This is a genomic window from Clavibacter rahimiani, from assembly GCF_052654495.1.
Map to the genome: position 1 here is coordinate 2,940,177 of NZ_CP199790.1, position 24,550 is coordinate 2,964,726.

29 protein-coding genes, 1 tRNA gene and 1 riboswitch are annotated in these 24,550 nt (G+C 74.8%); of the genes, 12 read left to right on the forward strand and 18 right to left on the reverse strand.

Translation table 11 applies throughout. The features are described 5' to 3' along the window. Positions 1-12 precede the first annotated feature (12 nt). Entirely contained in the window at positions 13-204 is a 192-nt protein-coding gene (locus tag ACT7CP_RS13925; protein ID WP_413961598.1) for a DUF2795 domain-containing protein, read from the forward strand. A gap of 75 nt (positions 205-279) precedes the next feature. Here ACT7CP_RS13925 and ACT7CP_RS13930 read toward each other — a convergent pair whose 3' ends face one another. The 3 genes from ACT7CP_RS13930 to ACT7CP_RS13940 form a co-directional block, all read right to left on the reverse strand. Next, positions 280-570 (reverse strand): hypothetical protein, encoded by a 291-nt coding sequence (locus ACT7CP_RS13930; RefSeq protein WP_445442658.1) that lies wholly within the window; start codon positions 568-570, stop codon positions 280-282. Positions 571-695: 125 nt separating this feature from the next. Next, positions 696-836: a hypothetical protein gene (locus ACT7CP_RS13935; protein ID WP_445442659.1), complete on the reverse strand. Its 141-nt coding sequence runs from the start codon at positions 834-836 to the stop codon at positions 696-698. 126 nt (positions 837-962) lie between these two features. Then, positions 963-1,136, reverse strand: a complete 174-nt coding sequence (locus ACT7CP_RS13940) for an antitoxin (protein ID WP_445442660.1) — start codon at positions 1,134-1,136, stop codon at positions 963-965. Between the two features lie 106 nt (positions 1,137-1,242). Between ACT7CP_RS13940 and ACT7CP_RS13945 the strand changes: the two genes are divergently transcribed. Then, on the forward strand, positions 1,243-1,788 hold the full coding sequence (locus ACT7CP_RS13945; protein WP_445442661.1) for a DUF2087 domain-containing protein: 546 nt from the start codon (positions 1,243-1,245) through the stop codon (positions 1,786-1,788). Positions 1,789-1,842: 54 nt separating this feature from the next. Here ACT7CP_RS13945 and ACT7CP_RS13950 read toward each other — a convergent pair whose 3' ends face one another. From ACT7CP_RS13950 to opgC, 5 genes are all read right to left on the reverse strand, one after another. Beyond that, positions 1,843-3,081 (reverse strand): PP2C family protein-serine/threonine phosphatase, encoded by a 1,239-nt coding sequence (locus ACT7CP_RS13950; RefSeq protein ID WP_445442662.1) that lies wholly within the window; start codon positions 3,079-3,081, stop codon positions 1,843-1,845. A 102-nt stretch (positions 3,082-3,183) separates the two neighbouring features. After that, positions 3,184-4,512 carry a PP2C family protein-serine/threonine phosphatase gene (locus ACT7CP_RS13955; RefSeq protein ID WP_445442663.1) on the reverse strand — a complete coding sequence of 443 codons (1,329 nt, stop codon included), beginning with the start codon at positions 4,510-4,512 and terminating at the stop codon, positions 3,184-3,186. Then, positions 4,512-4,934 (reverse strand): ATP-binding protein, encoded by a 423-nt coding sequence (locus ACT7CP_RS13960; RefSeq protein ID WP_445442664.1) that lies wholly within the window; start codon positions 4,932-4,934, stop codon positions 4,512-4,514. Before ACT7CP_RS13960 ends, ACT7CP_RS13955 begins: the two co-directional genes overlap by 1 nt. After that, on the reverse strand, positions 4,927-5,262 hold the full coding sequence (locus tag ACT7CP_RS13965; RefSeq protein WP_445442665.1) for an STAS domain-containing protein: 336 nt from the start codon (positions 5,260-5,262) through the stop codon (positions 4,927-4,929). Before ACT7CP_RS13965 ends, ACT7CP_RS13960 begins: the two co-directional genes overlap by 8 nt. Before the next feature lie 169 nt (positions 5,263-5,431). Beyond that, positions 5,432-8,011, reverse strand: a complete 2,580-nt coding sequence (opgC, locus tag ACT7CP_RS13970) for an OpgC family protein (RefSeq protein WP_445442666.1) — start codon at positions 8,009-8,011, stop codon at positions 5,432-5,434. Positions 8,012-8,232: 221 nt separating this feature from the next. On the opposite strand from opgC, the gene ACT7CP_RS13975 reads away from it, so the two are divergent. Further along, entirely contained in the window at positions 8,233-8,601 is a 369-nt protein-coding gene (locus tag ACT7CP_RS13975; protein WP_413961608.1) for a hypothetical protein, read from the forward strand. Here ACT7CP_RS13975 and ACT7CP_RS13980 read toward each other — a convergent pair. Then, positions 8,598-9,281 (reverse strand): histidine phosphatase family protein, encoded by a 684-nt coding sequence (locus tag ACT7CP_RS13980; RefSeq protein ID WP_445442667.1) that lies wholly within the window; start codon positions 9,279-9,281, stop codon positions 8,598-8,600. The two genes, ACT7CP_RS13975 and ACT7CP_RS13980, sit on opposite strands and share 4 nt — an antisense overlap. Before the next feature lie 243 nt (positions 9,282-9,524). Here ACT7CP_RS13980 and ACT7CP_RS13985 point away from each other — a divergent pair, with 243 nt between their 5' ends. The 4 genes from ACT7CP_RS13985 (at position 9,525) to ACT7CP_RS14000 (ending at position 12,320) form a co-directional block, all read left to right on the forward strand. Further along, complete coding sequence (locus ACT7CP_RS13985; protein WP_413961610.1) at positions 9,525-9,827, forward strand: hypothetical protein; 303 nt, start codon at positions 9,525-9,527, stop codon at positions 9,825-9,827. A gap of 2 nt (positions 9,828-9,829) precedes the next feature. Next, a complete protein-coding gene (locus ACT7CP_RS13990) occupies positions 9,830-10,633 on the forward strand; it encodes a nitroreductase family protein (protein WP_445442668.1) in 804 nt (267 codons plus the stop codon). Positions 10,634-10,719: 86 nt separating this feature from the next. After that, positions 10,720-11,679 carry a hypothetical protein gene (locus ACT7CP_RS13995; protein WP_445442669.1) on the forward strand — a complete coding sequence of 320 codons (960 nt, stop codon included), beginning with the start codon at positions 10,720-10,722 and terminating at the stop codon, positions 11,677-11,679. A 2-nt stretch (positions 11,680-11,681) separates the two neighbouring features. Further along, positions 11,682-12,320 (forward strand): hypothetical protein, encoded by a 639-nt coding sequence (locus ACT7CP_RS14000; RefSeq protein ID WP_445442670.1) that lies wholly within the window; start codon positions 11,682-11,684, stop codon positions 12,318-12,320. A 15-nt stretch (positions 12,321-12,335) separates the two neighbouring features. Here ACT7CP_RS14000 and ACT7CP_RS14005 read toward each other — a convergent pair whose 3' ends face one another. After that, positions 12,336-12,758 (reverse strand): GNAT family N-acetyltransferase, encoded by a 423-nt coding sequence (locus ACT7CP_RS14005; protein ID WP_445442671.1) that lies wholly within the window; start codon positions 12,756-12,758, stop codon positions 12,336-12,338. A 97-nt stretch (positions 12,759-12,855) separates the two neighbouring features. Between ACT7CP_RS14005 and ACT7CP_RS14010 the strand changes: the two genes are divergently transcribed. The 4 genes from ACT7CP_RS14010 (at position 12,856) to ACT7CP_RS14025 (ending at position 16,854) form a co-directional block, all read left to right on the forward strand. Then, positions 12,856-14,001, forward strand: a complete 1,146-nt coding sequence (locus ACT7CP_RS14010; protein WP_445442672.1) for an ice-binding family protein — start codon at positions 12,856-12,858, stop codon at positions 13,999-14,001. Positions 14,002-14,130: 129 nt separating this feature from the next. Then, a complete protein-coding gene (locus ACT7CP_RS14015; RefSeq protein WP_445442673.1) occupies positions 14,131-15,090 on the forward strand; it encodes a carbohydrate ABC transporter permease in 960 nt (319 codons plus the stop codon). After that, complete coding sequence (locus ACT7CP_RS14020; protein WP_445442674.1) at positions 15,090-16,073, forward strand: carbohydrate ABC transporter permease; 984 nt, start codon at positions 15,090-15,092, stop codon at positions 16,071-16,073. Before ACT7CP_RS14015 ends, ACT7CP_RS14020 begins: the two co-directional genes overlap by 1 nt. Before the next feature lie 67 nt (positions 16,074-16,140). Then, complete coding sequence (locus ACT7CP_RS14025) at positions 16,141-16,854, forward strand: ANTAR domain-containing protein (RefSeq protein WP_445442675.1); 714 nt, start codon at positions 16,141-16,143, stop codon at positions 16,852-16,854. Positions 16,855-16,892: 38 nt separating this feature from the next. Here ACT7CP_RS14025 and ACT7CP_RS14030 read toward each other — a convergent pair whose 3' ends face one another. From ACT7CP_RS14030 to ACT7CP_RS14060, 7 genes are all read right to left on the reverse strand, one after another. After that, positions 16,893-17,216: a DMT family transporter gene (locus tag ACT7CP_RS14030; protein WP_307506003.1), complete on the reverse strand. Its 324-nt coding sequence runs from the start codon at positions 17,214-17,216 to the stop codon at positions 16,893-16,895. Positions 17,217-17,226: 10 nt separating this feature from the next. Next, a riboswitch (guanidine-III (ykkC-III) riboswitch) is annotated at positions 17,227-17,291 on the reverse strand. Positions 17,292-17,369: 78 nt separating this feature from the next. Continuing rightward, on the reverse strand, positions 17,370-18,728 hold the full coding sequence (locus ACT7CP_RS14035) for an ABC transporter substrate-binding protein (protein ID WP_445442676.1): 1,359 nt from the start codon (positions 18,726-18,728) through the stop codon (positions 17,370-17,372). 126 nt (positions 18,729-18,854) lie between these two features. Further along, positions 18,855-19,769: an alpha/beta hydrolase fold domain-containing protein gene (locus ACT7CP_RS14040; RefSeq protein ID WP_445442677.1), complete on the reverse strand. Its 915-nt coding sequence runs from the start codon at positions 19,767-19,769 to the stop codon at positions 18,855-18,857. Between the two features lie 13 nt (positions 19,770-19,782). Then, the gene (gene glpX, locus ACT7CP_RS14045) at positions 19,783-20,769 is read right to left on the reverse strand and encodes a class II fructose-bisphosphatase (RefSeq protein WP_413961621.1); all 987 of its coding nucleotides are present in this window, start codon (positions 20,767-20,769) and stop codon (positions 19,783-19,785) included. A 58-nt stretch (positions 20,770-20,827) separates the two neighbouring features. After that, positions 20,828-21,931 carry an AI-2E family transporter gene (locus ACT7CP_RS14050; RefSeq protein WP_445442678.1) on the reverse strand — a complete coding sequence of 368 codons (1,104 nt, stop codon included), beginning with the start codon at positions 21,929-21,931 and terminating at the stop codon, positions 20,828-20,830. A 263-nt stretch (positions 21,932-22,194) separates the two neighbouring features. Continuing rightward, positions 22,195-22,284 (reverse strand) — tRNA-Ser (locus tag ACT7CP_RS14055). A 65-nt stretch (positions 22,285-22,349) separates the two neighbouring features. Continuing rightward, positions 22,350-22,931, reverse strand: coding sequence for a hypothetical protein (locus ACT7CP_RS14060; protein WP_445442679.1), 582 nt, complete (start codon positions 22,929-22,931; stop codon positions 22,350-22,352). Positions 22,932-23,140: 209 nt separating this feature from the next. Here ACT7CP_RS14060 and ACT7CP_RS14065 point away from each other — a divergent pair, with 209 nt between their 5' ends. After that, the gene (locus ACT7CP_RS14065; protein ID WP_445442680.1) at positions 23,141-23,782 is read left to right on the forward strand and encodes an HAD family hydrolase; all 642 of its coding nucleotides are present in this window, start codon (positions 23,141-23,143) and stop codon (positions 23,780-23,782) included. 19 nt (positions 23,783-23,801) lie between these two features. On the opposite strand, the gene ACT7CP_RS14070 is transcribed toward ACT7CP_RS14065, so the two are convergent. After that, positions 23,802-24,530 carry a GAF and ANTAR domain-containing protein gene (locus tag ACT7CP_RS14070; protein WP_413961625.1) on the reverse strand — a complete coding sequence of 243 codons (729 nt, stop codon included), beginning with the start codon at positions 24,528-24,530 and terminating at the stop codon, positions 23,802-23,804. Between the last annotated feature and the right edge of the window lie 20 nt (positions 24,531-24,550).

The window sequence follows — 24,550 nt, forward strand, 5'->3', positions numbered from 1 at the left end:
GAGGACATCACCATGGCCATCAACCCCATCGAGCTCCAGAAGCACCTCAGCGGCCTCGACTACCCCGCGTCCAAGGACGCGATCGTGAAGAAGGCGGAGGAGTCGGGCGCCGACTCCGACGCGCTCGACGCCCTCAAGAAGATCGAGGACAAGGAGTACGACGCCCCCACGGCGATCAACTCCGCCGTCTCCGACGTGAGCTGACGCCCGTCCCGCACGACCGCGACGGCCCCCGTCCTCCTGGTGAGGACGGGGGCCGTCGCACGTGCTCCGCGGGGCTCAGCCCCGCCCGCCGCCGTGACCGACGGCTCGTCCGCCGCCGCGTCCTCCGCGCCCGCCGGCCTCCGCCGGGAGCTCCTCCTCGATCGCGGCCAGCGCGTCCTCGAGGCAGCTGAACCAGTCGCAGAGCCCCGGGACCGGCTGCATGCGCATCAGCTCGACCCGCTCGCCCTGCGCCTGCAGGTAGCCGCGGAGCCTCCGCGCGTCGTTCTCGTGCAGGCGCGAGTCGCACACCCGCCATTCCGTCGCCGAGAGCGCGACGACCTCCAGGCGCTCCTCGATCCGCAGCATGTTCCCTCTCCTCCTGGGCGTCCCCGCCATCCCCTCGACGGTATGCGCGTGCCGGATCGGTCAGGACGGGGTTGACAGCTCCCCGGGAGGGATGTCCCGCGGGGAGGCCGGGGAGGGGGCGCGGGTCAGGGGCGGTACTCGGTGGGCTTGTCGAACCCCATCGGGTCGCCGTTCGCCGGGTTCTGCCCGTCGCCCGCCATGCGGGCCTTGCCGAGCACGTAGAGCACCCGCATCAGGGCGCGGCCGAGGAGTCGGAGGGCGGTCATGCGCCGACCGTACCGGGCGGTCCCGCGGGACGGAAGGCGCGCGGGCCGACGGGGGCGCGGATGCCGGACGCGGCACCGCCCGGCCCTCGTGACGAGGACCGGGCGGTGCGGGTTCGATGTGCGGGACTACTGGCCGAGCTTCTGGTCGGCGACGTCGCCGGCCTTCTCCGCGGCGCCGTCGGACTTGCCGCCGGTCGCGTTGCTGGCGGCGTCCTGGCCCTTGTCGATGGCCCCGTCCGTCGCCTTCTCGCCCTTGTCGCTGTCGATGAGTCCCTTGGCCTTGTCTCCGAGATCTGCCATGCCGTTCTCCTCTTCGTCTGCGGAACGCCCCGATCGGGACGCACCTCCACCCTGCTCCGATCCGGCGCGCGCGACATCCCCCCGTCGCGGATGCGAGGCTGGATCCATGGACCGCATCGACCCCCGCCGCCTCGCCGGCGTGCTCGCCGACGCCGATCTGCGGGCGGCCTACGCGCGCGTGGTGCTCGGATCCGGCCTCGACGACGCCCTCGCCGCCCTCACGCCCGCGCGGCGCGCGAAGGCCCGCGCGTCCCTCGTCGGGTCGCGCCTCGTCGTGCTCGACGCGGACGGCACCGCCACCGCACCCGACTCCGTCTTCCGCGCGATCCTCGCCCAGCAGCCCGCGACGCCGCCCGCCCAGGGCGTCGATCGCTTCCTCCGCGACGGCCGCATCGCGCAGTGGCCCGCGAGCCCCGCCGACCTCGGCGCGCTGCTCCGCCACGTCGCCGCGCGCGTCCTGGAGCCCGACGAGGTGCTCGACGAGCGCGCCCTCACGGAGCGGCTGGCGCCGTTCACCGACGACCACGCGCTGCTCCGCCGCCACCTCGTGGACGCGGGGCTGCTCCTCCGCACGCGCTCCGGATCCGAGTACGCGCGGCCGGCCGACGAGGGCACGACGAGCGCGGACGCCGCGGATCCCGCCGCCGGCTGAGCGCGACGCCGGTCGCCCGGGCCGCCGCGCTCCCCTGGGCGTCCGTGCCGCGGATCAGTCCGCGTGCCGCACGCAGACCGCCGACACGTCGTCGCTGAGCAGGCCGCGCGCGGCGGCCTCGGCCGTGGCGTCGGCGATGCGGCGCACGGTCTCGGCGGCGTCGGTAGCCGAGCGCACGAGCTCCACGAGCGGCGCCACGCTGTCGAGCGATCCGTCGAAGAGGTCGAGCGCGCCGTCGGTGAAGGTGAGGAGCCGGTCGCCCGCGCGGAGCACGCCGCGGCCCGCCGACCAGGTCGCGTCCGGCACGACGCCGAGCGGCAGGCCGAGCGCCGGCAGCGTCTCGTGCGTGCCGTCGGCGCGGAGCAGCACGGTGAGGCCGTGGCCGCCGTCGGCGTAGGCGAAGCGGCCCGTGGATCCGTCGATGCGGCAGTGCAGGAACGTCGCGAAGGTCTCGGTCGCGTCGAGGTCGGGCTGGAGCTGCGCCTGCACCGCGGTGACGGTGTCCTCGACGTCGGGCCCGCGGTGCGCCTGGAACCCGGAGCGGACGGCGCTCGCGAGGATCGCCGCACCCGCGCCCTTGCCCATGACGTCGGCCACGGTCACGTGCAGGCCGTCCGCGTCCTCGCCCCACGCGTAGAAGTCGCCGCCGACGCCGCGGGACGGGATGCTGATCCCCGCCAGGTCGTAGTCCGGCCACAGCGGCCGGTCGACGGGCAGCAGGCGCCGCTGCACCTCGCCGGCGACCTCCTCGTCGGCGCTGTCGCGGAGCTCGCGCTCGACCCACGCGCCCATCTCGTCGAGGAGCTTCTCCTGCGCGGGCCGGAGCTCGCGCGGCTCGGTGTCCACGAGGCAGAGCGTGCCGACGGCCTGGCCGCCGGAGACGAGCGGGCGTCCCGCGTAGAAGCGGATGTGGCGGGGGCCCGTGACGGTGGTCCGGTGCGCGAAGCGCTCGTCCTTGGTGGCGTCGGGCACCACGAGGATCTCCGGCGAGCGGATGGTGATGTCGCAGAACGACTGCGCGCGGTCCGAGATCAGCGAGACGCCCGCGGGCTGCGGCGACTTCGTGAACTGCTCGACCTCGCTCAGGAGGTTGATCTCCGCGACGGGCACGTCGAACAGCTCGCGCGCCAGCCGGGTCACACGGTCGAAGCGCTCCTCCGCGGTGGATCCCACCAGCCGGAGGGACTGCACGGCGCGCAGCCGCGCCTGCTCGTCGAGGCCGGAGCGGCCGCCCGTGGGCCGGCCCGCCGGGTCCGATCCGCCCGAGCGCGCGACGGGTTCCTGCATGGCCATCCGATCCCCCTTGCGTCCGTCGACGGCCGATCCCCCGGACCGCGGCGCCTGGCCCCGAGTCTAGGTGGGGGCCCTCCGCGCGGGCCCGTGCCGGGCATGCCGTCAGGCTTCGCGGCGCAGCACCAGCACGGTCACGTCGTCCGGGTTCGCCTGCTCCGAGGCGAGCGCGGTGATCCGCGCCACGAGGTCGTCCGCCGAGGAGGACGCCCGCGCGAGCTCGACCACGTGGTCGACCGCGCGGAGGGTGCCGTCGTAGAGGTCGAGCACGCCGTCGCTGAAGGTGACGATGAGGTCGCCCGGCGCGAGCCGCACCTCGTGCGTCGTCCAGCCGGCGGCGCCGGGGACGCCCACGGGGAGGTCGTCGGAGGCGAGCCGCTGCCAGGATCCGTCGGCCCGGACCAGCGCCGAGAGGCCGTGGCCCGCGTCGGCGAACAGGACGGTGTCGTCCTCGGCCCGCACGCGCGCGTGGAAGACGGTCGCGAAGGTGCTCGTCTCGCCGAGCTCCGCGGTGAAGCAGTCGGCGGTGCGCTCGATGGCGGCCACCGGATCCGGCACGTTCTTGGCGCTGCGGACCACGGCGCGCGCGGTCGCCGCGATGATGCCGGCGCCGACGCCCTTGCCCATCACGTCGCCCAGCGTGAAGGCGAGTCCCTCCTTCACCGGGTACCAGTCGAAGAAATCGCCGCCGACGGCCTTGGAGGGGAGGCACGCCCCGGCCACCTGGTAGCCGGCCAACGGCACCGACGTCTTGGGCAGCAGCGCCTGCTGCACCGCGGACGCGCGCGCCAGCTCCTCCTCCGACGCCCGCTCGCGGTCCCGGGCGGCGTCGAGGCTCCGCCGCGCGAGGCGCGACAGCTCGTTGACCACGAAGGCCGCGAACGCGAACGCCAGCGCGCTGTACAGCCCGCGCCAGAGCTCGTTCTCGTTCTGCCCGCGCAGGGCCAGCAGCCCCGGCAGGGCGAGGGTCAGGTAGACGCCGACGAACACCGTGAGGATGTGCCAGCGCCCGCGGTTGGCGCCGAGCCACACCACCGGCAGCACGAGGAGCGATCCGAAGATGGACGCGTTCTCGCCCGTCGCGAGCCGCAGGACGGCCACGACCGCGAAGTCGAGCACCGGCACGAGGTTCGTGAGGCGGGCGAGGTCCGGCCGGACCGAGACGGCCGCCGCGAGCAGCGTCGCGACGACGAGGATCACGGCGGAGACGGCGAGCGCACCGGGGTCGACCACGGCCAGCGACGGGACCACGAGCCCCATCAGCAGCGAGATGGCGTACAGCACCACCATCGGCCCCTGCTTGAGCAGGGCGGACGGGCCCGCCGTCGTGGAGCTGCGGGCCGAGCCCAGGTCGAGCGTCGGGGCGTCGTCGTCCGCGGCGAGCAGCCAGGTGGTGCGGGATCTCCAGGCGGGCACGGGCGTGGAGGCGGTCATCAGCTCGCCTCGGGCTCGATCCGGGTCCGGCGCACGCTCCACACGTTCTCGTCACCCACCCGCTCGTAGGTGAGCTCGTCGCAGAGCATCTGCACCATGGCGAGCCCGCGGCCCGACTCGGCGTCGACGTCCGGCATGTCGCGGTGCACGAGGCGGAAGTCGCCGGCCTCGGCGCCGTCGCGCAGCCGCGCGCTCATGGTGCCGTCGTCGACCGTGACGCTGACCACGCAGGAGACGCCCTCGCCGGTGTCGGCGTGCTCGATCACGTTGGAGGCGAGCTCCACGAGGGCCGTCTCGAAGGCCATGCGGTCGAGGTCGCCCACGTCGGGGCGGTCGTCCCAGAGCCGGGCGACGAGCTCGTGCACGGCGTCGACGTCGTCCGGCGGCGCCTGCAGGGTCATGGTCCGCGTGGTCTCAGTCACGGTAGGCCGCCTCGGGGGTCGGGGAGGAGATCAGGACGCGGTCGAGGTTGGAGAGCTTGAGCACCATCGACACCTGCGCGCCGGGCGCCGCGATGCGGAGGTCGCCGCCGCGGTCGCGGGCGACCTTGAGGCAGCCGATGAGCGCGCCCAGGCCGGACGAGTCGATGAAGGGGACGGCGGAGAGGTCCACCACCACGCGGGCGGGGCCGTCGACCACGGCCTCCTCGATCGCGCGTCGCAGCTCCGGCGCGGATGCCATGTTGAGCATCCCGTCCGGGGTCACCACCGTCGTCTCGTCGACGATCGCGGTGGTCGTCGTGAATGCCATCAGCTCTCCCCCTGTCGCGGACGGGCCGACCGGATCCGGTCGGACGGCGGGTGGGCGTGCCCGCATGCCCCTCGCACGCGTCCGCCGGTCGTCCCGCACCCCGTTCGCGCTCAGTCTCCCATGCTGGGGGAATCCCGTGGGGCTCTCCGGGGGACACGTCGCCGGCCGGTCAGCGCGGCACGAGGCGGAACAGGAACCGGGTGCGGACCATGACCCAGAGGAGCCCCAGGATCACCACGTAGGCGAGCGTGCCGACCACCACCCCGGAGGACGCGAGGCCCGGGATGTTCGCGGTGACCAGCGCCAGGAGCACGTGCATGATGAAGACGTAGAGCGTGGCCTGTCCGAGCGGCACGAGGAACCAGCCGAGCGCCCGGTGGATCGGCCGCCAGAACGCGGTGAGCGCCGCGTAGCCCACGACCACCACGAGCAGCACGTCGAGGAGACGCCCGGGCTCGACCCGCGTGCGCTGGAACCACGCGTCGTAGACCTGCTGGTAGGTCGCGTCCGGCAGGAGCGAGAGCCGCACGTCGAGCGGATCCGCCAGGTACGGGTTGCTCCAGGCGAACAGCCCGAGGAGCACGGCGAGCAGCACGCACGCGGGCAGGACCACGCGGCCGGCGCGCGACGACCACCACGCGAGGATGCTCCGGCGGTGGTACCCCACGACCATCCCGACCACGAAGAGCAGCTGCCAGGACAGCAGCGGGAACGAGTCCTCGAACTGGGACGGCAGCAGGCGCGTGGGGGCGACGGCGCCCACGATGTGCAGCGCGACGCTCACCGCGAGCACGACCGGCCACCGGCGTCGGGCGAGGAGCAGCAGGATCAGCGGCGACACCGCGAGGAGCACCACGTACAGGCCCATGATGTTGAACTGCCACGGCCCGACCCGCAGCAGCAGGAGGTCGATCACCGCGGGCAGGGACACGGGGTACGCGAACAGCTGCTCGCTCCCCGCGTACAGGTCGTAGACGGTGCCGGACGCGCCCGCGCCGGCCGCGCCCGTGCCCTCGTCGGTGAAGGTGGTGACGACGGTCCCGTCGACGCCGGGGATCCGGCTGAGGAGGAAGACCGCGAGCACCACGACGAGCGCGGTCACGTAGAGCTTCACCGCGCGCCGCGTGGTGCGCCCGGCGACCTCCCGCATGCCGCCCGCCTCGATCGCGGGCCGGTGCACGAGGCCGAGCACGACCCCCGAGAGCAGCACGAACAGCTCGGCGCCGGAGACCACGCCCACGCCCTCCTGGGTGATCGTCTGGAACGCGGAGACGAGGCCCACGTGGTTGACGACGACGAACACGATGGCGATGCCGCGCATCGTGTCGATGCGGAGGTCGCGGCGGCCGGGCTCGTCGTACGCGAGGCGCGCGCGGATCCGGGGCCGCGTCGCGAGGACGTACAGGGCCGCCGCGGCGAGCAGCACCAGGACGGCGACGACGACGCTCCAGCCGGGCGGGATGACGCCCGGCCCCGAGGCGGCGGCGGACGCGGCGACGGGATCGAGGACGGGACCCGTGACGAGGGCGCTGCCGGCGAGATCCGCGGTGAAGGCCGCGGCGACGTCCGGGACCTCGCTCACGCCCCACTGGATCGGCACGCCGTCGCGCGCGGTCGTCGCGTCGGTCCAGAGCACGGCGGCGAGGGTCGGGTAGGCGTCGTCGCCGGCGGCCGCCATGACCTGCCGCCACCACGCCCGCTGCACGTCGATCGCGGCCGGGCCGCCCGCCTCCGCGGCGGGGCTCGTCAGGGCGGCCGTCTCGAGGAGGAGCGGCGTGGCGGTCGGGGTGGAGAAGCGCGCGACGAAGTCGTCGGGCGCGGCGCCCTCCGCGGGGACCTCGGCCGGCCCGAGCCGGGCCGCCAGCTCGCCGTCCGCGGGGAGCGTCATCACGACGCGGCCCTCCGGCGAGTCGTCGTGGAAGACGGAGAGGCCGACCACGTCGACGTCGCCCGCGGCCGGGAGGTACGGGCCGTACGGGTCGTCGACCGGGTCGAGGGCGCCGTCGCCCGAGGTGTCGAGGGCGCGGAGGTCCGCGTCGGACGCGGGCCGGTCGGCGCCGAACGGGTAGGAGCCGCCCCAGCTCGGCGACCACACCACGGCGGATCCGGGCAGCTCGGCGTGCACCGCGCCCGCCACCGCCGCGAAGGCCGCGCGGTAGGCGCCCGGCTGCATGCCCCACGCCGACCACGGCGTGTTCATGTCGGGGGCGAAGCGCACGTAGGCGGGGGCATCGGCGGATCCGAGGACGGTGCGGACGTCCGCCGCGAGCTCGGCGGCCGCGTCGTCGTCGATCTCGGCGAGCGGCACGGCCGGCTCGAGGGTGAGGACGGGGATCGCGCCGACGGCGGCGGCCTGCTGCGCGAACTGGCGGAGGTAGGTGATCTCGCCGTCGGCCATCGGCACGGATCCCGCGTGCGCGTAGACGGCGGCGGGCGCCCCCAGCCGGTCGGCCTGCGCGGCGGCGCTGTCGCGGCTCCAGTCGATGGTCGCGCCGAGGTACGCACCGCTGTCGGGGACGAGGATGTCGGGGAGGTCGCGGGCGGGGACGGGCGCGGATGCGGGCGCGCCGGCGGGCGCGGCCGCAGCGGATGCGGGCGCCGCGGTCGCCGGGATCGGGGCCGCGAGCAGCGCGGCGGCGGCGAGCCCCGCGACGGCGAGCGCGCGGAGGATCCGCGGGCGCGGGCGCGGGCGCGCGCGCGCGCTCTGCGAGGCCGGCCGTCCGTGCCCCTGGTGGTCCCGCGTGCGCATGCTGCTCCCCCGACGCCGATGCTCCCCCGAGATGCGCGTCGAGCCGAGCCTACGCGGAGGGTCGAGCCGGGACGTGACGCGGCGCCCCGTCGCACCGCCCGGCCCGCCGCGCATCCACCCACCGGCACCGGGTCGCCAGCCGGGCGACGCGGCGGATATCCTCGATCCCGGCAAACAAGTTCCACGAGCAGGGCGGCCATCGGCTGGCCGAGGAGACCACGGTGTCGACCGCACGCGAGCACGCTCCGACCGAGCGGCACATCACCCGACAGGCGATCGAGACCTCCATCGCGCTGGCCTGGAACGCCGAGGGCGCCATCCGCGGTCTCCCGCCGCTGGCCTGGCAGCTCGGCGGCCCGTGGGAGGGCGTGCACTTCGCGGGCGACGCCGACGCCTACGCGCCCGAGATGCGCCGCGAGATCATCGAGTCGTGGATCGCCGGGCTCGGCCTCGCCGACGCCATCGACCTCACCGACGGCCCGCTCGCGCGCCGCGGTCCCGACATGGTCTGGACGGGCGCGCTCGACGAGGTCGTGTTCGAGCTGCGGTACCCGGCGTCGATGGCGGATCCCGCGGTCGCGGACTCCTAGCCGGCGGCCTCGGCCCCGGCCCCGGTCCCGGCCTCAGCCCCGGCCCGGCTCGCGGTCGCGTCCGCGGACGCCTCGCGCTCGCGCCACCCGGATCCGTCGCGCTCCAGCTCGATGAGCTGCCCGTTCGCCCACACGAGCGAGCGCGTGAGCGCCGGCGAGCGCCCGAGCGCCGTGAGGTAGAGCACGCGCAGCAGGTAGCCGTGGGCGACCACGAGGGTGGTGCGCGGATCCGCCGCCACGTCCTCGAGGATCGCCCGCGCCCGCACGGCCGCCTCCGCCCACGTCTCGCCGCCGGGTGCCGCAGGCTCGCCGTCGTCGCCCGTGAGCCAGGCCGCGAACGCCTCCCCGTGCACGGGCCCGCGGAGCTCGTCGCGCGTGATCCCCTCGAAGCCGCCGAAGTCCAGCTCCACGAGCTCGGGCCGCGGCTCGGGCACGACACCCGGCGCGACGCCCTGCTCCTGCAGGATCCGCGCGGTGCTGCGGGCCCGCACGAGCGTGCTCACGAGGATCCGCTCCACCCCCTCCCCGCGCAGCCGCGCCGCGAGGGGCGCCAGCTGCTCCGGGGCGTCGTCGCCGACGTCGACGTCGGTGCGCGAGTTGTACCGGTACTCCCGGTTCCAGGGCGTCTGCGCGTGCCGGGTGAGGAGCAGGCGCGCGGGCGCGGCCGGGGGTGTCTGCATGGACACCATCCTCCCGGACCCGCGTCGCCGTCCTCCGCGGACTGCCGCAGGACCTTCCCGGCACCTGTGCGCCGGAGCCGTCGCGGGGACGGCCGGACTAGCGTCGGAGGAGCCCGCGGCGACCGCCCGGGCATCGGACGGAGCGGGAGCACGGGAGCCACGATCGCCACTCGAACCCCGCCCCGACCGGCCGCTGCGCCCGCGACGCACCTCGCCTTCGCCGCCGCCACCGCCGCGTACCTCGTGAACTGCGCGATCGGGATCGGCGCCGCCGCCCGGATCCTGCCGCCCCGCCCGGAGCTCCGCCTCCACCACCGCGCGTACGTGCTCACGTGCACCCTGACCGCGGTCGCGCTGACCTCGCCGCTCGGAGCCCGGACCCCGCCCGCCCGCCGGGCCGCCCTGCGTGCCGCCCTCCGCCTGGCGCCCGCCCTGATCCCGCTCGCCGCGCTCCCCGCCGCCGGCACGCGCACCCGACGGCACCCCGCCGTCGCCCTGACCGCCGCCCCCTGGTTCGCCTGGGGCACCCTCACCGCCTGGAGATGACCGTGGAATTCCTCGACGTCCTGCGCGCCCGGAAGACCACCAACGGCGCCTTCCTGCCCGACCCCGTGACCGAGGAGCACCAGCGCCTCCTGATGGAGGTCGCCGGCCGCGCACCCTCGCAGCTCAACAGCCAGCCGTGGCGCTTCGTCCTCGTCGAGGAGCGCGACACCATCGAGCGGATCGCGGAGATCAGCGGCGAGAGCATGACCGAGACGATGTCGAACGGCACCTTCTTCGAGCGCTACAAGCACTACTTCCGCTTCTCGCAGGAGGAGATGGACCGCCGCCGCGACGGCATGCTCTTCGACAAGCTCCCCGCGCCGCTGCGCCCGTTCACGAAGCAGGCGTTCACGCCGCGCGGCCAGCGGCTGATGAACTCGCTGCAGGTGCCGAGGACGCTCGGCCGCGAGAACCGCAAGCTCGTCGCCGGCAGCCCGCTGCTCATCGGCGTGATGCTCGACCGCGCCGAGGAGCGCCCCGAGTCCCTCGCCGCCTTCTACTCGACGTTCTCGATGGGCGCCGCGATGGAGAACGTGTGGCTGACGACCGGGGCGATCGGCATGGGGATCCAGTTCATCTCCTTCCCGATGGAGATCCGCGAGCAGTGGACCCGCGTCGAGGAGCTGCTGCGCGTGCCGCCGGAGCTCCAGCTCATGGCCGTGTACCGCCTCGGCTACCTGCCGCCGGAGGCCCGCCGACCCGCGATCGACTGGTCGAGCCGCGAGCGCAAGCGCCCCTCGCAGTACGTGTACCGGGGCACGTGCGACACCCCGCAGGAGGGGTGGGACGAGCCGGCGGCTCCCTGATCCCGCCGCCCGCGCGCCTCCTACTGGGGGCGCGCGTCGGCGCCCCGCGGCCCGGGACGGGCGGTGCACCGCCCTAGGGTCGAGGCATGAGCAGCGGCGCCTGGGTGCGCATCCCGTCCCCGAGCGCCCGGCAGCGTTGGCTCCTCACCGCGGCGTCGCTCGCCGTCGCCGGGGTCCTGATCTGGTCGCCCGTCGGCGGCGTGACCCGCATCATCGACCGCGCCATCGGCCCGTCGCCGCTCATCTCCGTGGGTCTGCCGATTCTCCTGATCGCGGCCGTGGTCGGCATCGCGTACCTCATCGTCGCCGAGCGCAGCGCGCCGCCCGCGATCGACGTCGCACGCCAGCTCCTCCGCATCGGCCGGAAGGAGTGGGGCTTCTCGGAGGTCACCGGCGCCCGCATCGAGCTCGCGGGCGGCCCGGGCGACGACACGCTGGTGCTCCGCCTCTCGACGACCGGCGGCGAGAGCTGCAGCGTGGTCATCTCCACGCGCGAGGGGGTGCGGATCGACGACGCGCAGCGGGACGCGCTCCTCGCCCTCGTCGCCGGATCCCGCATCGCGCCGCCCCGCTCGAAGGACGATCCGCACGGCCGCTTCGCGCACGTCGAGTTCCCCGGCCACCTGACGCTCGAGGACACCGCGGCGCTCGTCGACGGCAGCGGCACCGCCGAGCCCATGGCCGCCCGCGGGCAGCGCGGTCAGGGCACGGGCGCGCGGAACGTCCGCCCCGCGGGCACGCCCAGCCGGAACCGCGTCTCGATGCGGGCGCAGTACGTCATCGCCGGGGTGGCGACGGCGATGGGCGCCTTCTTCGCGGTGGTCGCGGTGCGGAACCCGGCGGCGGTGTTCGGGCGTACGGAGATCCCGGTGGTCGGGCTCGCGGTCCTCTTCCTGGCCGGCGGCATCGGCGCGCTGCTCGTCACCCGCCGCGACGCGCGACGCGCGGCCGAGCAGCGCGCCGCCGCCGACGCGGCCCGGGCGGAGGCCGAGCGCGGCGGATCCGCGGAGCCCGCGGAGACGACCCGCCCCGCCGACGGGAGCTGACGGTGGCGGACGACGGCTGGGTCCGGATCCCGCCGCCCACGTACCGCCAGCGCCTCATCATCGGCGGCTTTTGGACCCTCGCGGTCGCCTACCTCGGGAGCAACGTGCTCGTCACCCTCGGCCGCCGCGTCGAGGAGGCGCTGGGCGGCGGCCTGCTCACCGTCATCGCCGTCCTCGTGGTCGGTCTCGTCATCGCCGAGGCGCTGACGATCCTGGTCATCACGCGGCTCACCCCCGGGCTCGACGTGCACGCGTCCCGCGGCATCCTGCGCCTGCGCGGCAGGGAGCGCCCGTTCACGGACCTCGTCGGCGCGCTCGTGGAGCAGACGGCCGAGACCCCGCCGTCCCGCTACGACACGCCCCGCCGTCGGCCCCGTCGCGATCCGCTGACGCTCCGCCTCGACCTCGCGGGCGGCGGCCGCTTCCGCGTCGTGCTGGCGATCGGCCCGACGGACGCCCTCTCGCCGGAGCGCACGGCCGCGCTCCTCTCCGCCGTCCGCGGCTCCCGCATCGAGGCGCCCACCGCGTCCTACGACCCCGAGGGCCGCTTCACGCACCTCAACTTCCCGGGACGCCTCGACATCCCCGGCGCGGTCCGCCTGATCGAGGACCCGCAGCGCGCCCGCGCCCAGCCCCGCTGACCGGCAGGCGGATCCTCACACCCGACGCGAGAACGCCGCCAGCCCCTGCGCCGCGTGCGGCACGAAGCCGAGCGACCGGTAGAACGGGTGCGAGCGATCGCCGTCCTCGGTGCCGCCGGCGTCGGTGGTGAGGACGAGGAGCGCGCCCTCGGCCTGGCGCGCGCGCACGTGCTCGAGGAGGGCGCGGCCGATCCCGCCGCGCTGCCGGTCGGGCCGCACGAGGAGGTCCTGCACGTAGCAGATCGACACCCCGTCGCCCACGGTGCGCACCAGGCCGACCAGGCGCCCGTCGGCGTCGCGCGCGGTGGCGACGAGGGCGGATCCGGCGAGCGCCCGCTCGAGCTTCTCCGGGTCGCGCGTGTAGGCGCTCCAGCCGACGGATCCGTAGAGGTCGAGCAGCTCGTCGCGGGCGGGGACCTCGTCGGCGATGGCGATCACCCCGACACCGTACCGGCCTGTGCAGTCGCCGCCCGGCCGATGCACGCCGCTCGATACGTTCGCGGTTCCCCCGCATTCCCTCGGATGAGAGCCGCTCATGCCCCAGCCGCGCCACGCCCGCACGTCCTCGCCCTCCTCCTCCTCGCCCTCGCCCCACCGGATGCCGTCGGCCCGGTGGGCCGCCGCCGCCCTGGCCGTCGCCGCCGTCGCCGCTGCGGGCCTCGGCCCCGCGCTCCTCGCACCGGCCCGCGCCTCCGCCGCCACGGCCACGATCGGCCTCGGCACCACCGCGTCCTACTCGGTGCTCGCCGGCCAGGGGGTCACGAACACCGGCCCCAGCACCCTCTCGGCGGATCTCGGCACCAGCCCCTCCGCCGCCGTCACGGGCTTCCCGCCCGGCGTCGTCGGCGGGGCCACGCACGCGGCCGACGCCGCCGCCGGCCAGGCCCAGACCGACCTCACCACGGCCTACGACGACGCGGCCGGCCGCCCCACCACGGCCGCCGTGCCGGCGGACCTCGTCGGATCCACCCTCACGCCCGGCGTGTACACGGCCGCCGGCCCGCTCGGCCTCACCGGCACGGTCACGCTCGACGCGCAGGGCGACCCGTCCGCCGTCTTCGTCATCCAGGCGCCCTCCTCGCTCACCACGGGGTCCGGCAGCCGCGTCGCGCTCGTGAACGGGGCGCAGGCGTGCAACGTCTTCTGGCAGGTCGCGAGCTCGGCGTCGCTCGGCACGGGATCCGGGTTCGCGGGCACCGTGCTCGCGCTCACCTCGGTCTCCCTCGGCACGGGCGTCACGGTCGACGGCCGCGTGCTCGCCCGGAACGGGTCCGTCACGCTCGACGACGACGCCTTCGTCTCCTCCACCTGCGGCACCGGCACCTCGCCCGTCGGCTCCGGCAGGACGACCGTCGGCGCCGGCAGCAGCCCCGTGGTCACCCCGACGCCGACCCCCTCCACGGCCCCCGGGCCCACGCCCACCCCGCCCGCGGGATCCGCGCCCACCCCGGCCGGGCCGCCCGCGGCCGCCCCTGCCCCGAGCCCCACGCCCGACGTCTCCGGCGGCACCACCCCGCCCGGCACCACCCCGCCCGGCGACGTGCCGCCCGCGCACCCCGGCCTCCCCCGCACGGGCGGCGACGGCGCGCGCCTCGCGCTCGAGCTGGGCCTCGGCGCCGCGGCGCTCGCGGCCGGCGTCGTCGCGGTCCTCGCCGTGCGGGCCCGCTGCCGCCGGCGGTAGCGGAGCCGCCGGCGCTCGCGGCGCGGCCGGCATCACGCGCTCCCGCGCGACCCGGGCGGGAGGAGGAGCGCATGTACAGTCGGCGGTGGAGGCGACGACGCCTCGATCCACCAGTCGACGAGGACCACCATGACGACGACGAGCCGCCCACCGCGCCCCACCGCCGCCGATCGGCCGCCCCGTCCCCGCCGCTCCCGTATGGCCCGCCGCGAGGCCGTGGCCGGCTACCTCTTCATCAGCCCGTGGATCCTCGGCTTCCTCGTCTTCACGCTCGGCGCGATGGCGTACAGCCTCGTGGTGTCGTTCAGCGACTACAACCTCGCCACCGACATCGCGACCCCGGTCGGCACCGAGAACTACGAGCGCCTCTTCACGGATCCGCGCGTCGCCCTCTCCCTCGGCAACACGCTCTTCTACGCGATCCTCGCCGTGCCGTTCGAGGTGTGCCTCGCGCTCGTGCTCGCGATCCTCCTGGCGCGCCTCGGCCGCGGCGCCGGCATCTTCCGCACCCTCTACTACCTGCCGAAGATGACCCCGACGGTCGCGACCGCGAGCGTGTTCCTCCTGCTCCTCAACGGCAACACGGGCGCCGTGAACCAGGGGCTGGAGGCGATCGGCATCGACGGCCCGCAGTGGCTGATCGACCCCGCGTGGGTGAAGCCGTCCATCGTGCTCATGACGCTCTGGGGCGTGAGCGGCACCATGGTGATCTTCCTCGCCGCCCTCAAGGACGTGCCGCGCGAGCTCTACGAGGTCTCCTCGCTCGACGGCGCCGGGCCCGTGCGGCAGTTCTTCGCCATCACCGTGCCGATGATCTCGGGCGCGATCTTCTTCAACATCGTCGTGCTGACCATCGCCGCGCTGCAGGTGTTCGACCAGGCGTACCTGCTGTTCTGGCGCGACCAGACGAGCGCCTCCCCCGACTCGTCGCTGTTCTACGGCGTGTACCTGTTCCAGCAGGCGTTCCGGTCGTTCGACTTCGGGTTCGCCGCCGCGATGGCGTGGCTGCTGTTCGTGATCGTGCTGCTCATCACGCTCGTGCAGGTCAAGCTGAGCAACCGGTTCGTCTACTACGAGGGGGACCGCTGATGGCCGTCACCGACCGCACGCCGGCCACGCCCGTGGCGCCGGCCGCCGCCACCGGGGACCCGCGCCTCGCCGCGGCCCTCACGCCGCTGCCGTCGCGGGATCCGCGTCCCGGGCGCCGCGACCCCGACCGCGTCCGCCGGGTCCGCTCCCGCATCGCGCGCGCGCTCATCGCCGCGGTGCTCGTCGGCTTCGCGCTCCTGTTCCTCTACCCGTTCGTCTGGCTGCTCGCCGCGAGCCTCAAGCCCCGCGGCGAGGTGTTCGACAACGCGCTCTGGCCGCGCACCTTCACACCGCAGAACTACGTCGAGGTGTGGGAGCAGCTGCCGCTCCTCGGCTGGATGGGCAACAGCCTCGCCATCGCGCTCATCTCCGCGGCCCTCGTGTCGATCTCGAGCGCGCTCGTGGCGTTCGGCTTCGCGTACTTCCGGTTCCCGGGGCGCAGGATCCTCTTCGGCCTGGTGCTCGCGACGATGATGCTGCCGGGCGCCGTCACGATGGTGCCGCAGTTCCTCATCTGGAAGAACCTCGGGCTGATCGGCACGTGGGTGCCGCTGTTCGGCATGAACCTGTTCGGCTCGGCCTTCTACATCTTCCTGCAGCGCCAGTTCTTCCTCGGGCTGCCGCGGGAGCTCTTCGAGGCGGCCCGGCTCGACGGCGCGAGCTACTTCGGGCTGTTCCGGCGGATCGCGCTGCCGCTGTCGATCCCGTCGTTCGTCATCATCTTCATCTTCGAGTTCCAGGCCAGCTGGAACAACCTGCAGGCGTCGCTCATCTACCTGAACGCCGGCAGCGTCGAGGGCTTCACCGTGCCGCTCGGCCTCTCCTACGCGATGACCGCGTTCAGCCCCACGAACGGCGGGCAGGGCGACTACCAGCTCGTGATGGTCGCGGCGCTCCTCGTGACCCTGCCGATGCTCCTGCTCTTCGCGTTCGGGCAGCGCTACTTCGTGGAGGGCATCGCCACGCAGGGCCGCAAGGGCTGACGCCGCCCGCCGGGCCGCCGGGCCGCCGGCACCCCGAGGCGCCGCGACGACCGTCTATCGTCGAAGGGTGAACGCGCACGAATCCGGCTTCCGCACCCTCTTCACGTCCCTCGCCGAGAACCTCGGCGCGTCCGACATCGTGCAGGTCCTCGACGGCCTCGTCGGCGCGTGCGTCGACCACACGTCGGCGACCGAGGGCGGCATCGTGCTCGCCGACCGCGACGGAGTCCTGCACGTGGTGGCCTCCACGAGCGAGCGCGCGGCGGACGTCGAGGAGGCCCAGCTCGGCACCCGCGAGGGCCCCTGCTGGGACTGCGTCCGCGACGGCGAGCCCGTCGAGGTGCCGGACCTCGACACGACGCTCGCCGAGTGGCCCGCGTTCGCCCGCATCGCCGAGGACCGCGGCTTCCGCGCCGTGCACGCCACGCCGATGCGCCTGCGCGGCCGCACGCTGGGATCGCTCTGCCTCTTCGCGCCGACCCCCGGCGCGCTGTCGGACCGGGACGCGGCCCTCGTGCAGACGCTCGCCGACGCCGCGACCCTGAGCGTCCTGCAGCAGCACGCCATCGATCGCAGCCAGGCCCTCACCGAGCAGCTCCAGCACGCCCTCGACAGCCGCGTGGTCATCGAGCAGGCCAAGGGCGCCCTCGCGCACCGCCTCGGGATCAGCCTGGACGCGGCGTTCGCCGCCCTGCGGCACGAGGCGCGCAGCACGGGCCGGCGGATCCACGACGTCGCCGCGGAGGCCGTGCAGCCCGACCGGCGGAGCCCCGTCGCCTGACCGGCGTCAGCGCCTGACCCGCCCGGCGGCGGGCCGGCTCAGTGCCCGGTGTCGACGAGCTTGAGGCCGATGACGCAGCCGACGAGCCCGAGCAGCAGCAGGATCTTCACGACGCTCGCGGGCTCGGCCCCGGTGACGATGGCGTAGGTCACCGTGAGCGACGCCCCGATGCCGACCCACACGGCGTACGCGGTGCCCGTGCTGATCTCACGCATGGCGTAGGCGAGGCCGACCATGCTCAGCACGACGGCGACGCCGAAGACGATCGACGGCCCGAGCTTGGTGAACCCGGCGGACTTCCCGAGGGCCGTGGCCCAGACGGCCTCCAGCACCCCGGACACGATGAGGACGATCCACGACATGACTGCTCCCTCTGGCCAGTCTTGTCGCGTTCCGGGTACTGATCCGTCGTCCGGGAGCGCGGACGGGCGCTCGGGTACCACGGTACCCGGGCGCCCCTCCGGTGGTGCGGCTGCGCAGGTCCCGATCAGGTCAGGCGGCGCCGGCGACGCGGATCAGCGCGCGGCCTGCTCGTAGGCGCGCATCGCCGCGGTCTGCGCGTCGGCGAGCGCCTTCGCGGGCTCCTTGTCGCCGAGGAGCGTGGAGGCCACCGCGTTCTGGAGCTCGCTCTGGATCTGCTGCCCCGCCGGGGAGCCGCCGATCGAGCGGCCCTCCGCCACCACGTCGTAGAACGTGGCGATCGCCTGATCGATCCCGTCGTCGCCGCTCGGCACCACGTGGGCGTCGCGGACGGCCTGGTCGGCGGCCGGGGATCCCGTGAAGAGGCCCGTGTTGATGCCGCCGTTCTCGGTCACGGTCGCGGCACGCACGTCGCCCGCGGCCTCCCACGCCTCCTGGCTGGTGAGGTCGAGCATCCAGGCGCACGCGGCGTCCTTGTTCGCGGCGCCCGCGGGGATCACGAACGCGGATCCGCCGGCGACCGAGAAGGGCTGGCCCTCGCTGTCGCGGAAGGGCACGGCCGAGATGTCGATGTCGTCGCGGTACGGCGACAGCACGTTGAGGTACCACTGGGCGCCGACCTGCGCGCCGACCTGGTCCTTGACGAACTGGTTGCCGTCGCCGAACGTGTCGAACGCGTCGCTGAAGCTCTTGCCCTTCGCGTAGCCGCCCTGCGCGTCCGACAGGCGCGTGAGGAACTCGAGGCCCGGCAGGTTGGACGGGTCGTCGAGGGTGGGCTTCCCCTCGTCGTCGACGAGCTGGCCGCCGAAGCCGAGCATCCAGAGCGCGGCCTGGCTGGTGGGCACGGCGTCGAGGCCGAGCACCGCGGGGTCGCCGCCGGACTCCCGGTAGACCTCGCCGACGGCCTCCAGCAGCTGGTCGGGCTTCGAGGTGTCGAACTGGTCGGCCGTGACGCCGGCCGCGCCCAGCACGCGCTCGTTGAGGAGGATCGCCGGCGGCTGGAAGAACTGCGGCACGGCCCAGATGGCGTCGTCGTACCGGATGTCGTTCGTGACGGACTCGTAGAAGCGCTCCGCCGGGTCCACGTCGTTGACCGCGTAGCACTCGTCGAGCGGGAGGATCAGGTCCTGCGCCGCGTAGGTCGCCACGAACTGGCGGTCCATCTGCACGACGTCGGGGGTCTGGCCGCTCGCGACGCGGGTCGTGAACTTCTGCGCGTCGAACGCGGTGGAGTCGAGGTCGATCGTGACGCCGGAGAGCGCGTCGGCCGCGTGCTGCATGCGGGCCTCGCCCACGTCGTCCGCGCCGTCGAAGGCCCAGGCCTTGAGGGTGCCGCTCGCCTCCGTCGTGAAGGGGGCGTCGGCCGCGCCCGAGCCGCCGGATCCGCATCCCGCCAGCAGCGTGGCCGTGGCGGCTGCCGCGATGACCGCGAGCGTCCTGTGTGTCCTGGTCATGTGGATCCCCTCGAGAGCACGGGGGGCCCCATCGCCCCCTCCTCGACCGTAGCCTGCTTGTCCTCGCTCCCGGCGGCGGGGCGGCGCGGGCGGGGCGCGCCGGGACAGGCGGGGGGCGGTGCCGCGTCAGGCGAGCAGGAGCTCGACGATCGCGTCGCGCGCGCGGGCGCCCTCGGGGATGGGCATGAGCGCGTACACGTGCAGCAGGTTCGGCTCCACGTGGATCCGCACCGGGTGCCCGACCGCCGCCGCCCGCCGCTCGAGGGCGCGCGCGTCGGCGAAGAGGATGTCGTGGGTGCCGGTGAAGACCGTGATGCGGCCGAGCCCGGCCAGGGACCCGTGCAGCGGGCTCACCCGCGGATCCTCCACGGGCAGGTCGCCGCGCCACGACTCCACGGCGGCGCGGAGGCCGTCGACCGCGAGCCACGGATCGGTCGGCTGGATGCGCGCGATGAGCGGATCCGTGAACGACAGGTCGAGCGCGGGCGAGATCAGCACCACGTCGCGTGGCGCGGGCACGCCGCGGTCCCGCAGCTCCATCGCCGTGGACAGCCCGATCTGGCCGCCCGCCGAGTCGCCCATCAACGTGACGGCCCCGGCCCCGACCTCCGCGACGAGCGCCTCCGCGAGGTCCGCCGTGCGCGCGACCACGTCGGCCGCCGTGCCGCTCGGGACGAGCGGGTAGATGGGCACCGTGATCCGCGTGCCCGTGCGGCGCGCGAGCCCCGCGACCAGCCACCAGTGGAACGGCGAGATCTCGTGCGTCCACCCGCCGCCGTGCGCGTACAGCGCGCGACGCCGGGTGGTCGGCGCGCCCGCGGCGCTCGGCGCGACCTCGTAGACGTGCCAGCCGCGCTCCACGCGCGCGGTGACGCGCACGCCGCGGAGCAGCGGCGGCGGGGCGAACCCACCCGGCCGGAGGACCCGCCGCGCGGCGCGGCGCATGGTGCGCTCGGGCGACGCGAACTCGCCCTGCCCGCCGACCACCCGGATCACCGCCGGGGCGAGGCGGGACAGCAGGCTGCGGCGGGTGCGGGTCATGGCGCGGGCCGGGTCAGCTCGCGGAGCTGTACCACTTGGAGACCAGGTGGTCGGCCTCCACGCGGCGGATGGTGCCGGAGTGCGAGCGGAGCACGATGCTCGAGGTGCGGATCATGCCGCGGTGGCGGGTGACGCCGGCGACGAGCGCGCCGTCGGTGACGCCCGTCGCGACGAAGTACGCGTTGTCGCCCGTGACGAGGTCGTCCTGGTCGAGGATCCGGTCGAGGTCGTGGCCCGCGTCGATGGCCCGCTGCCGCTCGGCGTCGTCCTTGGGCGCGAGGCGGGACAGGAGCACGCCGCCGAGCGCCTTGATGGCGCACGCGGTGATGATGCCCTCGGGGGTGCCGCCGATGCCGACGCACATGTCGATGCGCGAGTCGGGCCGGGCCGCGTTGATGCCGCCCGCGACGTCGCCGTCGAGCAGGAGGCGGGTGGAGGCGCCGGACGCGCGGATCTGCGCGATGAGGTCCGCGTGCCGCGGCCGGTCGAGCACGGCGACCTGCATGTCCTCGACGGCGAGGCCCTTGGCGTCGGCGAGCGCGCGGATGTTGTCGCCGATGGGGCGGTCGAGGTCCACGACGCCGCGGCCCTCGGGGCCGGTGACGAGCTTGTCCATGTAGAAGACGGCGGACGGGTCGAACATGCTGCCGCGGTCGCTCACCGCGATGACGGAGAGGGCGTTCATGCGGCCGGCGGCGGTGAGGCTCGTGCCGTCGATGGGATCCACCGCGATGTCGCACGCGGGGCCGAAGCCGTTGCCGACGTGCTCCCCGTTGAAGAGCATCGGCGCCTCGTCCTTCTCGCCCTCGCCGATGACGACGAGGCCGTCGAAGGCGACGGTGCCGAGGAACTTGCGCATCGCGTCGACCGCGGCGCCGTCGGCGGCGTTCTTGTCGCCCTTGCCGATGAAGGGGGCGGAGCGGATGGCCGCGGCCTCGGTGGCCCGCACGAGCTCCATCCCGAGGTTGCGGTCCGGGTTCGAGTAGTTCTCCTCGGTCATGGTGGGGTTCCTCCCGGTAGAGACGTGCGCGGGCGGCTCCGTCGACTCCGCAGGTGCGTCACTCCGATCCTACGGCGGGGGTGCGGGTGGTCCCGCTGCCGCCCGCGATGTGCCGCACCATCACGTTGAGCGTCGCGACGAAGGGCACCGCGAACAGCGCACCGGCCACGCCGCCCACGTACGAACCGGCCCCCACGGCGAGCACGACCGCCAGCGGATGCACGTGCACGGCCCCGCCCATCACGAGCGGCTGCAGCACGTGCGACTCGAGCAGGTGCACACCGATGACCGCGACCAGCATGACGACCGCCTGCAGCGGCCCCACGAACACCAGCGCGATGACGACCGCGAAGGCGCCCGACACGATCGCGCCGACGACCGGGATGAACGACGCCAGGAACACGACGACGGCGATGGGGATCGCGAGCGGCAGGCCGAGGAGCCACGCGGCGATGCCGATGCCGACCGCGTTGCCGGCCGCCACGAAGATCTGCACGCGCGTGAAGGCCGAGAGCGTGCCCCAGCCCGCGCGGCCGGCGCCGTCGATGGCCGGACGCGCGCGCCGCGGGAAGACGGAGACGACGAAGCGCCAGATGCCGCGGCCGTCGATGAGCACGATGACGATGGTGAAGAACGCGAGGAGCGCCCCGGTGACGAGGTGCCCGACGCCGAGCCCCGCGTCGAGCGCGCCGGTGAGGAGGGCCTCGCGGCTGCTCTCGAGCGCCTTCCCGGTTGAGGCGAGCAGCGCGTCGTAGTCGGCCGGCACCACGTTGAAGGGCGGTTGCGCCAGCAGGTCGCGCACGTCCTCGAACCGCGTCATCGCCTCGCGCTGCAGGGTGGGGATGCCCGTGCGGATCTGCGCCACGAGCAGCAGCACGAGGCCGGAGATCGCGACCGCGGTGGCGAGCAGCGTGGACGTGATGGCGAGCCACGCGGGCCAGCGGCGTCGGCGCAGCGCCAGGACGAGCGGCTGCAGCAGGGCGCACACGAGGACGCCGACCAGGAACGGGATGACCACCTCCTTGACGGCGATGAGGATCCAGACGGCGGCGGCGACCGCGACGCCGATGACGAGCAGGCGCCACGACCACTCGGCGGCGAGGAGGACGCCCGGGGTGACGCCGCGCGGGGCGCCCGGCGAGGGCTCGACGTCGTGGGACATGGCGGTGCTCCGATCTCGATGCGCGGGAGGGGGATGCCTCGGTCGGAGGAGAGCCCGGCGCCCATCATGGCGGGACCCGACGGGAGCGCGGGCGTCGGCGCCGGATGCGTGTGCACGAGGATCCTCCGCGCCGCTGTGCGGGAGTCGTGGGCCGTCCGTGCGGGCGGTCGGAACGGGTCCGCCCGGGGACGACGAAGGGCCCCGGTCTCCCGGGGCCCTTCACGCGGTCCCGGCTGCGCGCGAGGCGCGGTGCCGGATCCTGCTGGCGGTGGCGGTGGGATTTGAACCCACGGTGGAGTCTCCCCCACACACGCTTTCGAGGCGTGCTCCTTAGGCCGCTCGGACACGCCACCGGGAACGAGTGTAGTACAGGCCCGCGCCCCGACCGCACGGGGGCGGGCGGGCCGAGGGCCGCGGATCAGCGCGCGGAGGACAGCGCGCGGACGGGCACCGGGGCCTCGACGCGCAGCGGGGCGGGGGCGATGCGGCCGGCGCACGGGAGCACGACCGGCGCCGACGCGTCGACCACGCGGATCCCCCGCACCTCGACCGCCGCCGGCACGGGCACCGCGATCAGGTCGCCGGCCGCGATGTCGGCGGGCAGGCGCACGAGGTGACCGCCGATCTCCGCGGGCCGCACCGCGGCGGTCGACGCGCGGCCGATCAGCCGCACCTCCTCCCACACGCAGGCGAGGCCCGCGACGTCGGCGTCGAGGAGCAGGGCGCGCGGGGCGTCGGCGGTCGCGGGCGCGACGGCGAGGATCCGCAGCACGACCGCCGAGGCCGACGCCGAGCGCGAGGGCCGGCCGCAGCTGCCCCGCTCGACCGCGGCCGCCGTGGTGGTGCAGGGCGTGCCGTGCTCCGCGACGAGGGACACGAGCGACACGTCGCCGACCCGCAGGTCCGTGGTGGAGGCGGCGGTGCCGGCGGGCCAGAGGGCGGCGGCGAGCGGATCCGGGATGCTGCGGCGGAGCGACGGGAGGATCGCGGTGAGGGTCATGGCATCCGGTCTACCCGCGGGCCCGGCCCGTGTCGCCCGCCCTCACGGAAGCCGTGCGCCGGCGGGGCCGGCCCTCACGGGATCCGCACGGCCGCGACCCACAGGCGAGCGGGCGACTGCCGCGGCGGCGGCACGGGACGCTCCCGGCGCCGCATCCGCGGAGGGGGCATGCTCGAGGGGACCCGTCCGCCACCCGCACCAGGAGACCCATGCCCGAGACCCGCGACCCCGCCCTGCCCTGGCTCCTCTTCGACATCGGCGGGGTGCTCATCACGCGGCCGGACGACATCGGCGCGCTGACCCGGGCGCTGGATCCCGCGGGCGTCACCGGCGAGGACGCGGAGGCGCGCGTGCGCGAGGCCTTCGACGCGCACCGGCAGGCGTACGACCGCGGCGGAAGCGCCCGCGACTTCTGGGCCGCGGTCGCCGAGGACGTCGACGCGGCCGTCCCCACGGAGGACGGGCTCGCGGAGCTCGTCGCCATCGAGCAGCGCCGCTGGGGTTCGCCCGACGACGAGGTCCTCGCCGCCCTCGACCGGGCGATCGCCGCCGGCTACCGGCTCGCGGTCCTGTCCAACGCCCCGCACGAGCTCGCCGACGTGCTCGAGGACCGCTCCGGCTGGGGCGCCCGCTTCGAGCACGTCGTGACGAGCGCGCGGCTCGGCATGGCGAAGCCCGACGCGGACGTGTGGCCGGTCGCCGTGGCGCGCCTCGGGGTGCCGGCCGAGCGGATCCTGTTCGTCGACGACAAGCCCGCCAACGTCGAGGCCGCTTGCCGCGCGGGTATGCACGCGCACGTGTGGGAGGACCTGGGCACGCTCGACCGGATCCTCGACGGCACGCTGGGCTGATCCCGCCGGGCAGGGTCGCCTAGCGTGCGCTCGAGCGCGCGATCACGATCCGCCCGGCCACGATCCCCTCGGCCACCACCGGCATCGCCGTGCCCGTGTCGCGGGCGCGTCGGCGGATGAGCCGGAACGCCTCGTCCATGTCGACGCCGTGCGTGTGGGCGATGACGCCCTTGGCCTGCTCGATGACCACGCGGCTGTCGAGCGCCCGGCGGAGCTGGTCGTGCACGACCGTGCTGTCCCGGATCGTGCGCTCCTGCAGCACGCTGATGGTCGCCACGTCGGCGAGCGCCTGCGCCGCCGTGGCGTCGGCCGCGTTGAGCACGCCCTCGTGCTCGCGAAAGAGGTTGAGGGATCCGATGATCTGGCCGCGCAGGCGCAGCGGGATCGCGTGCACCGAGAGGAAGCCGGCGCCCGCGGCCAGGGCGGCGAAGCGCGGCCACCGGTGGCCGATCTCCGCGACGCTCGACACCGACACGACCTGCCCGGTCGTCACGGCCTCGACGCACGGGCCCTCGCCCGCCTGGAGCTGCATCAGGCCGACCAGGCGGCTCTTCTCGCTCGTCGAGGCGACGACCTCGAGGTGCCGGTCGTCGGGGCCGATGATGATCCCCGCCGCGCTGGCGTCGAACAGCAGCGTCGCGTGGTCGACCAGCGTCTGCAGCAGCTCCAGCACGTCGAAGTCGCTCACGAGCGAGTCGGCGAGGCTGACGAAGGTGTGGACGAGCAGCTCTTCGCGGGTCTCCGTCATCGTCGTGGTTCCTCTGGGTC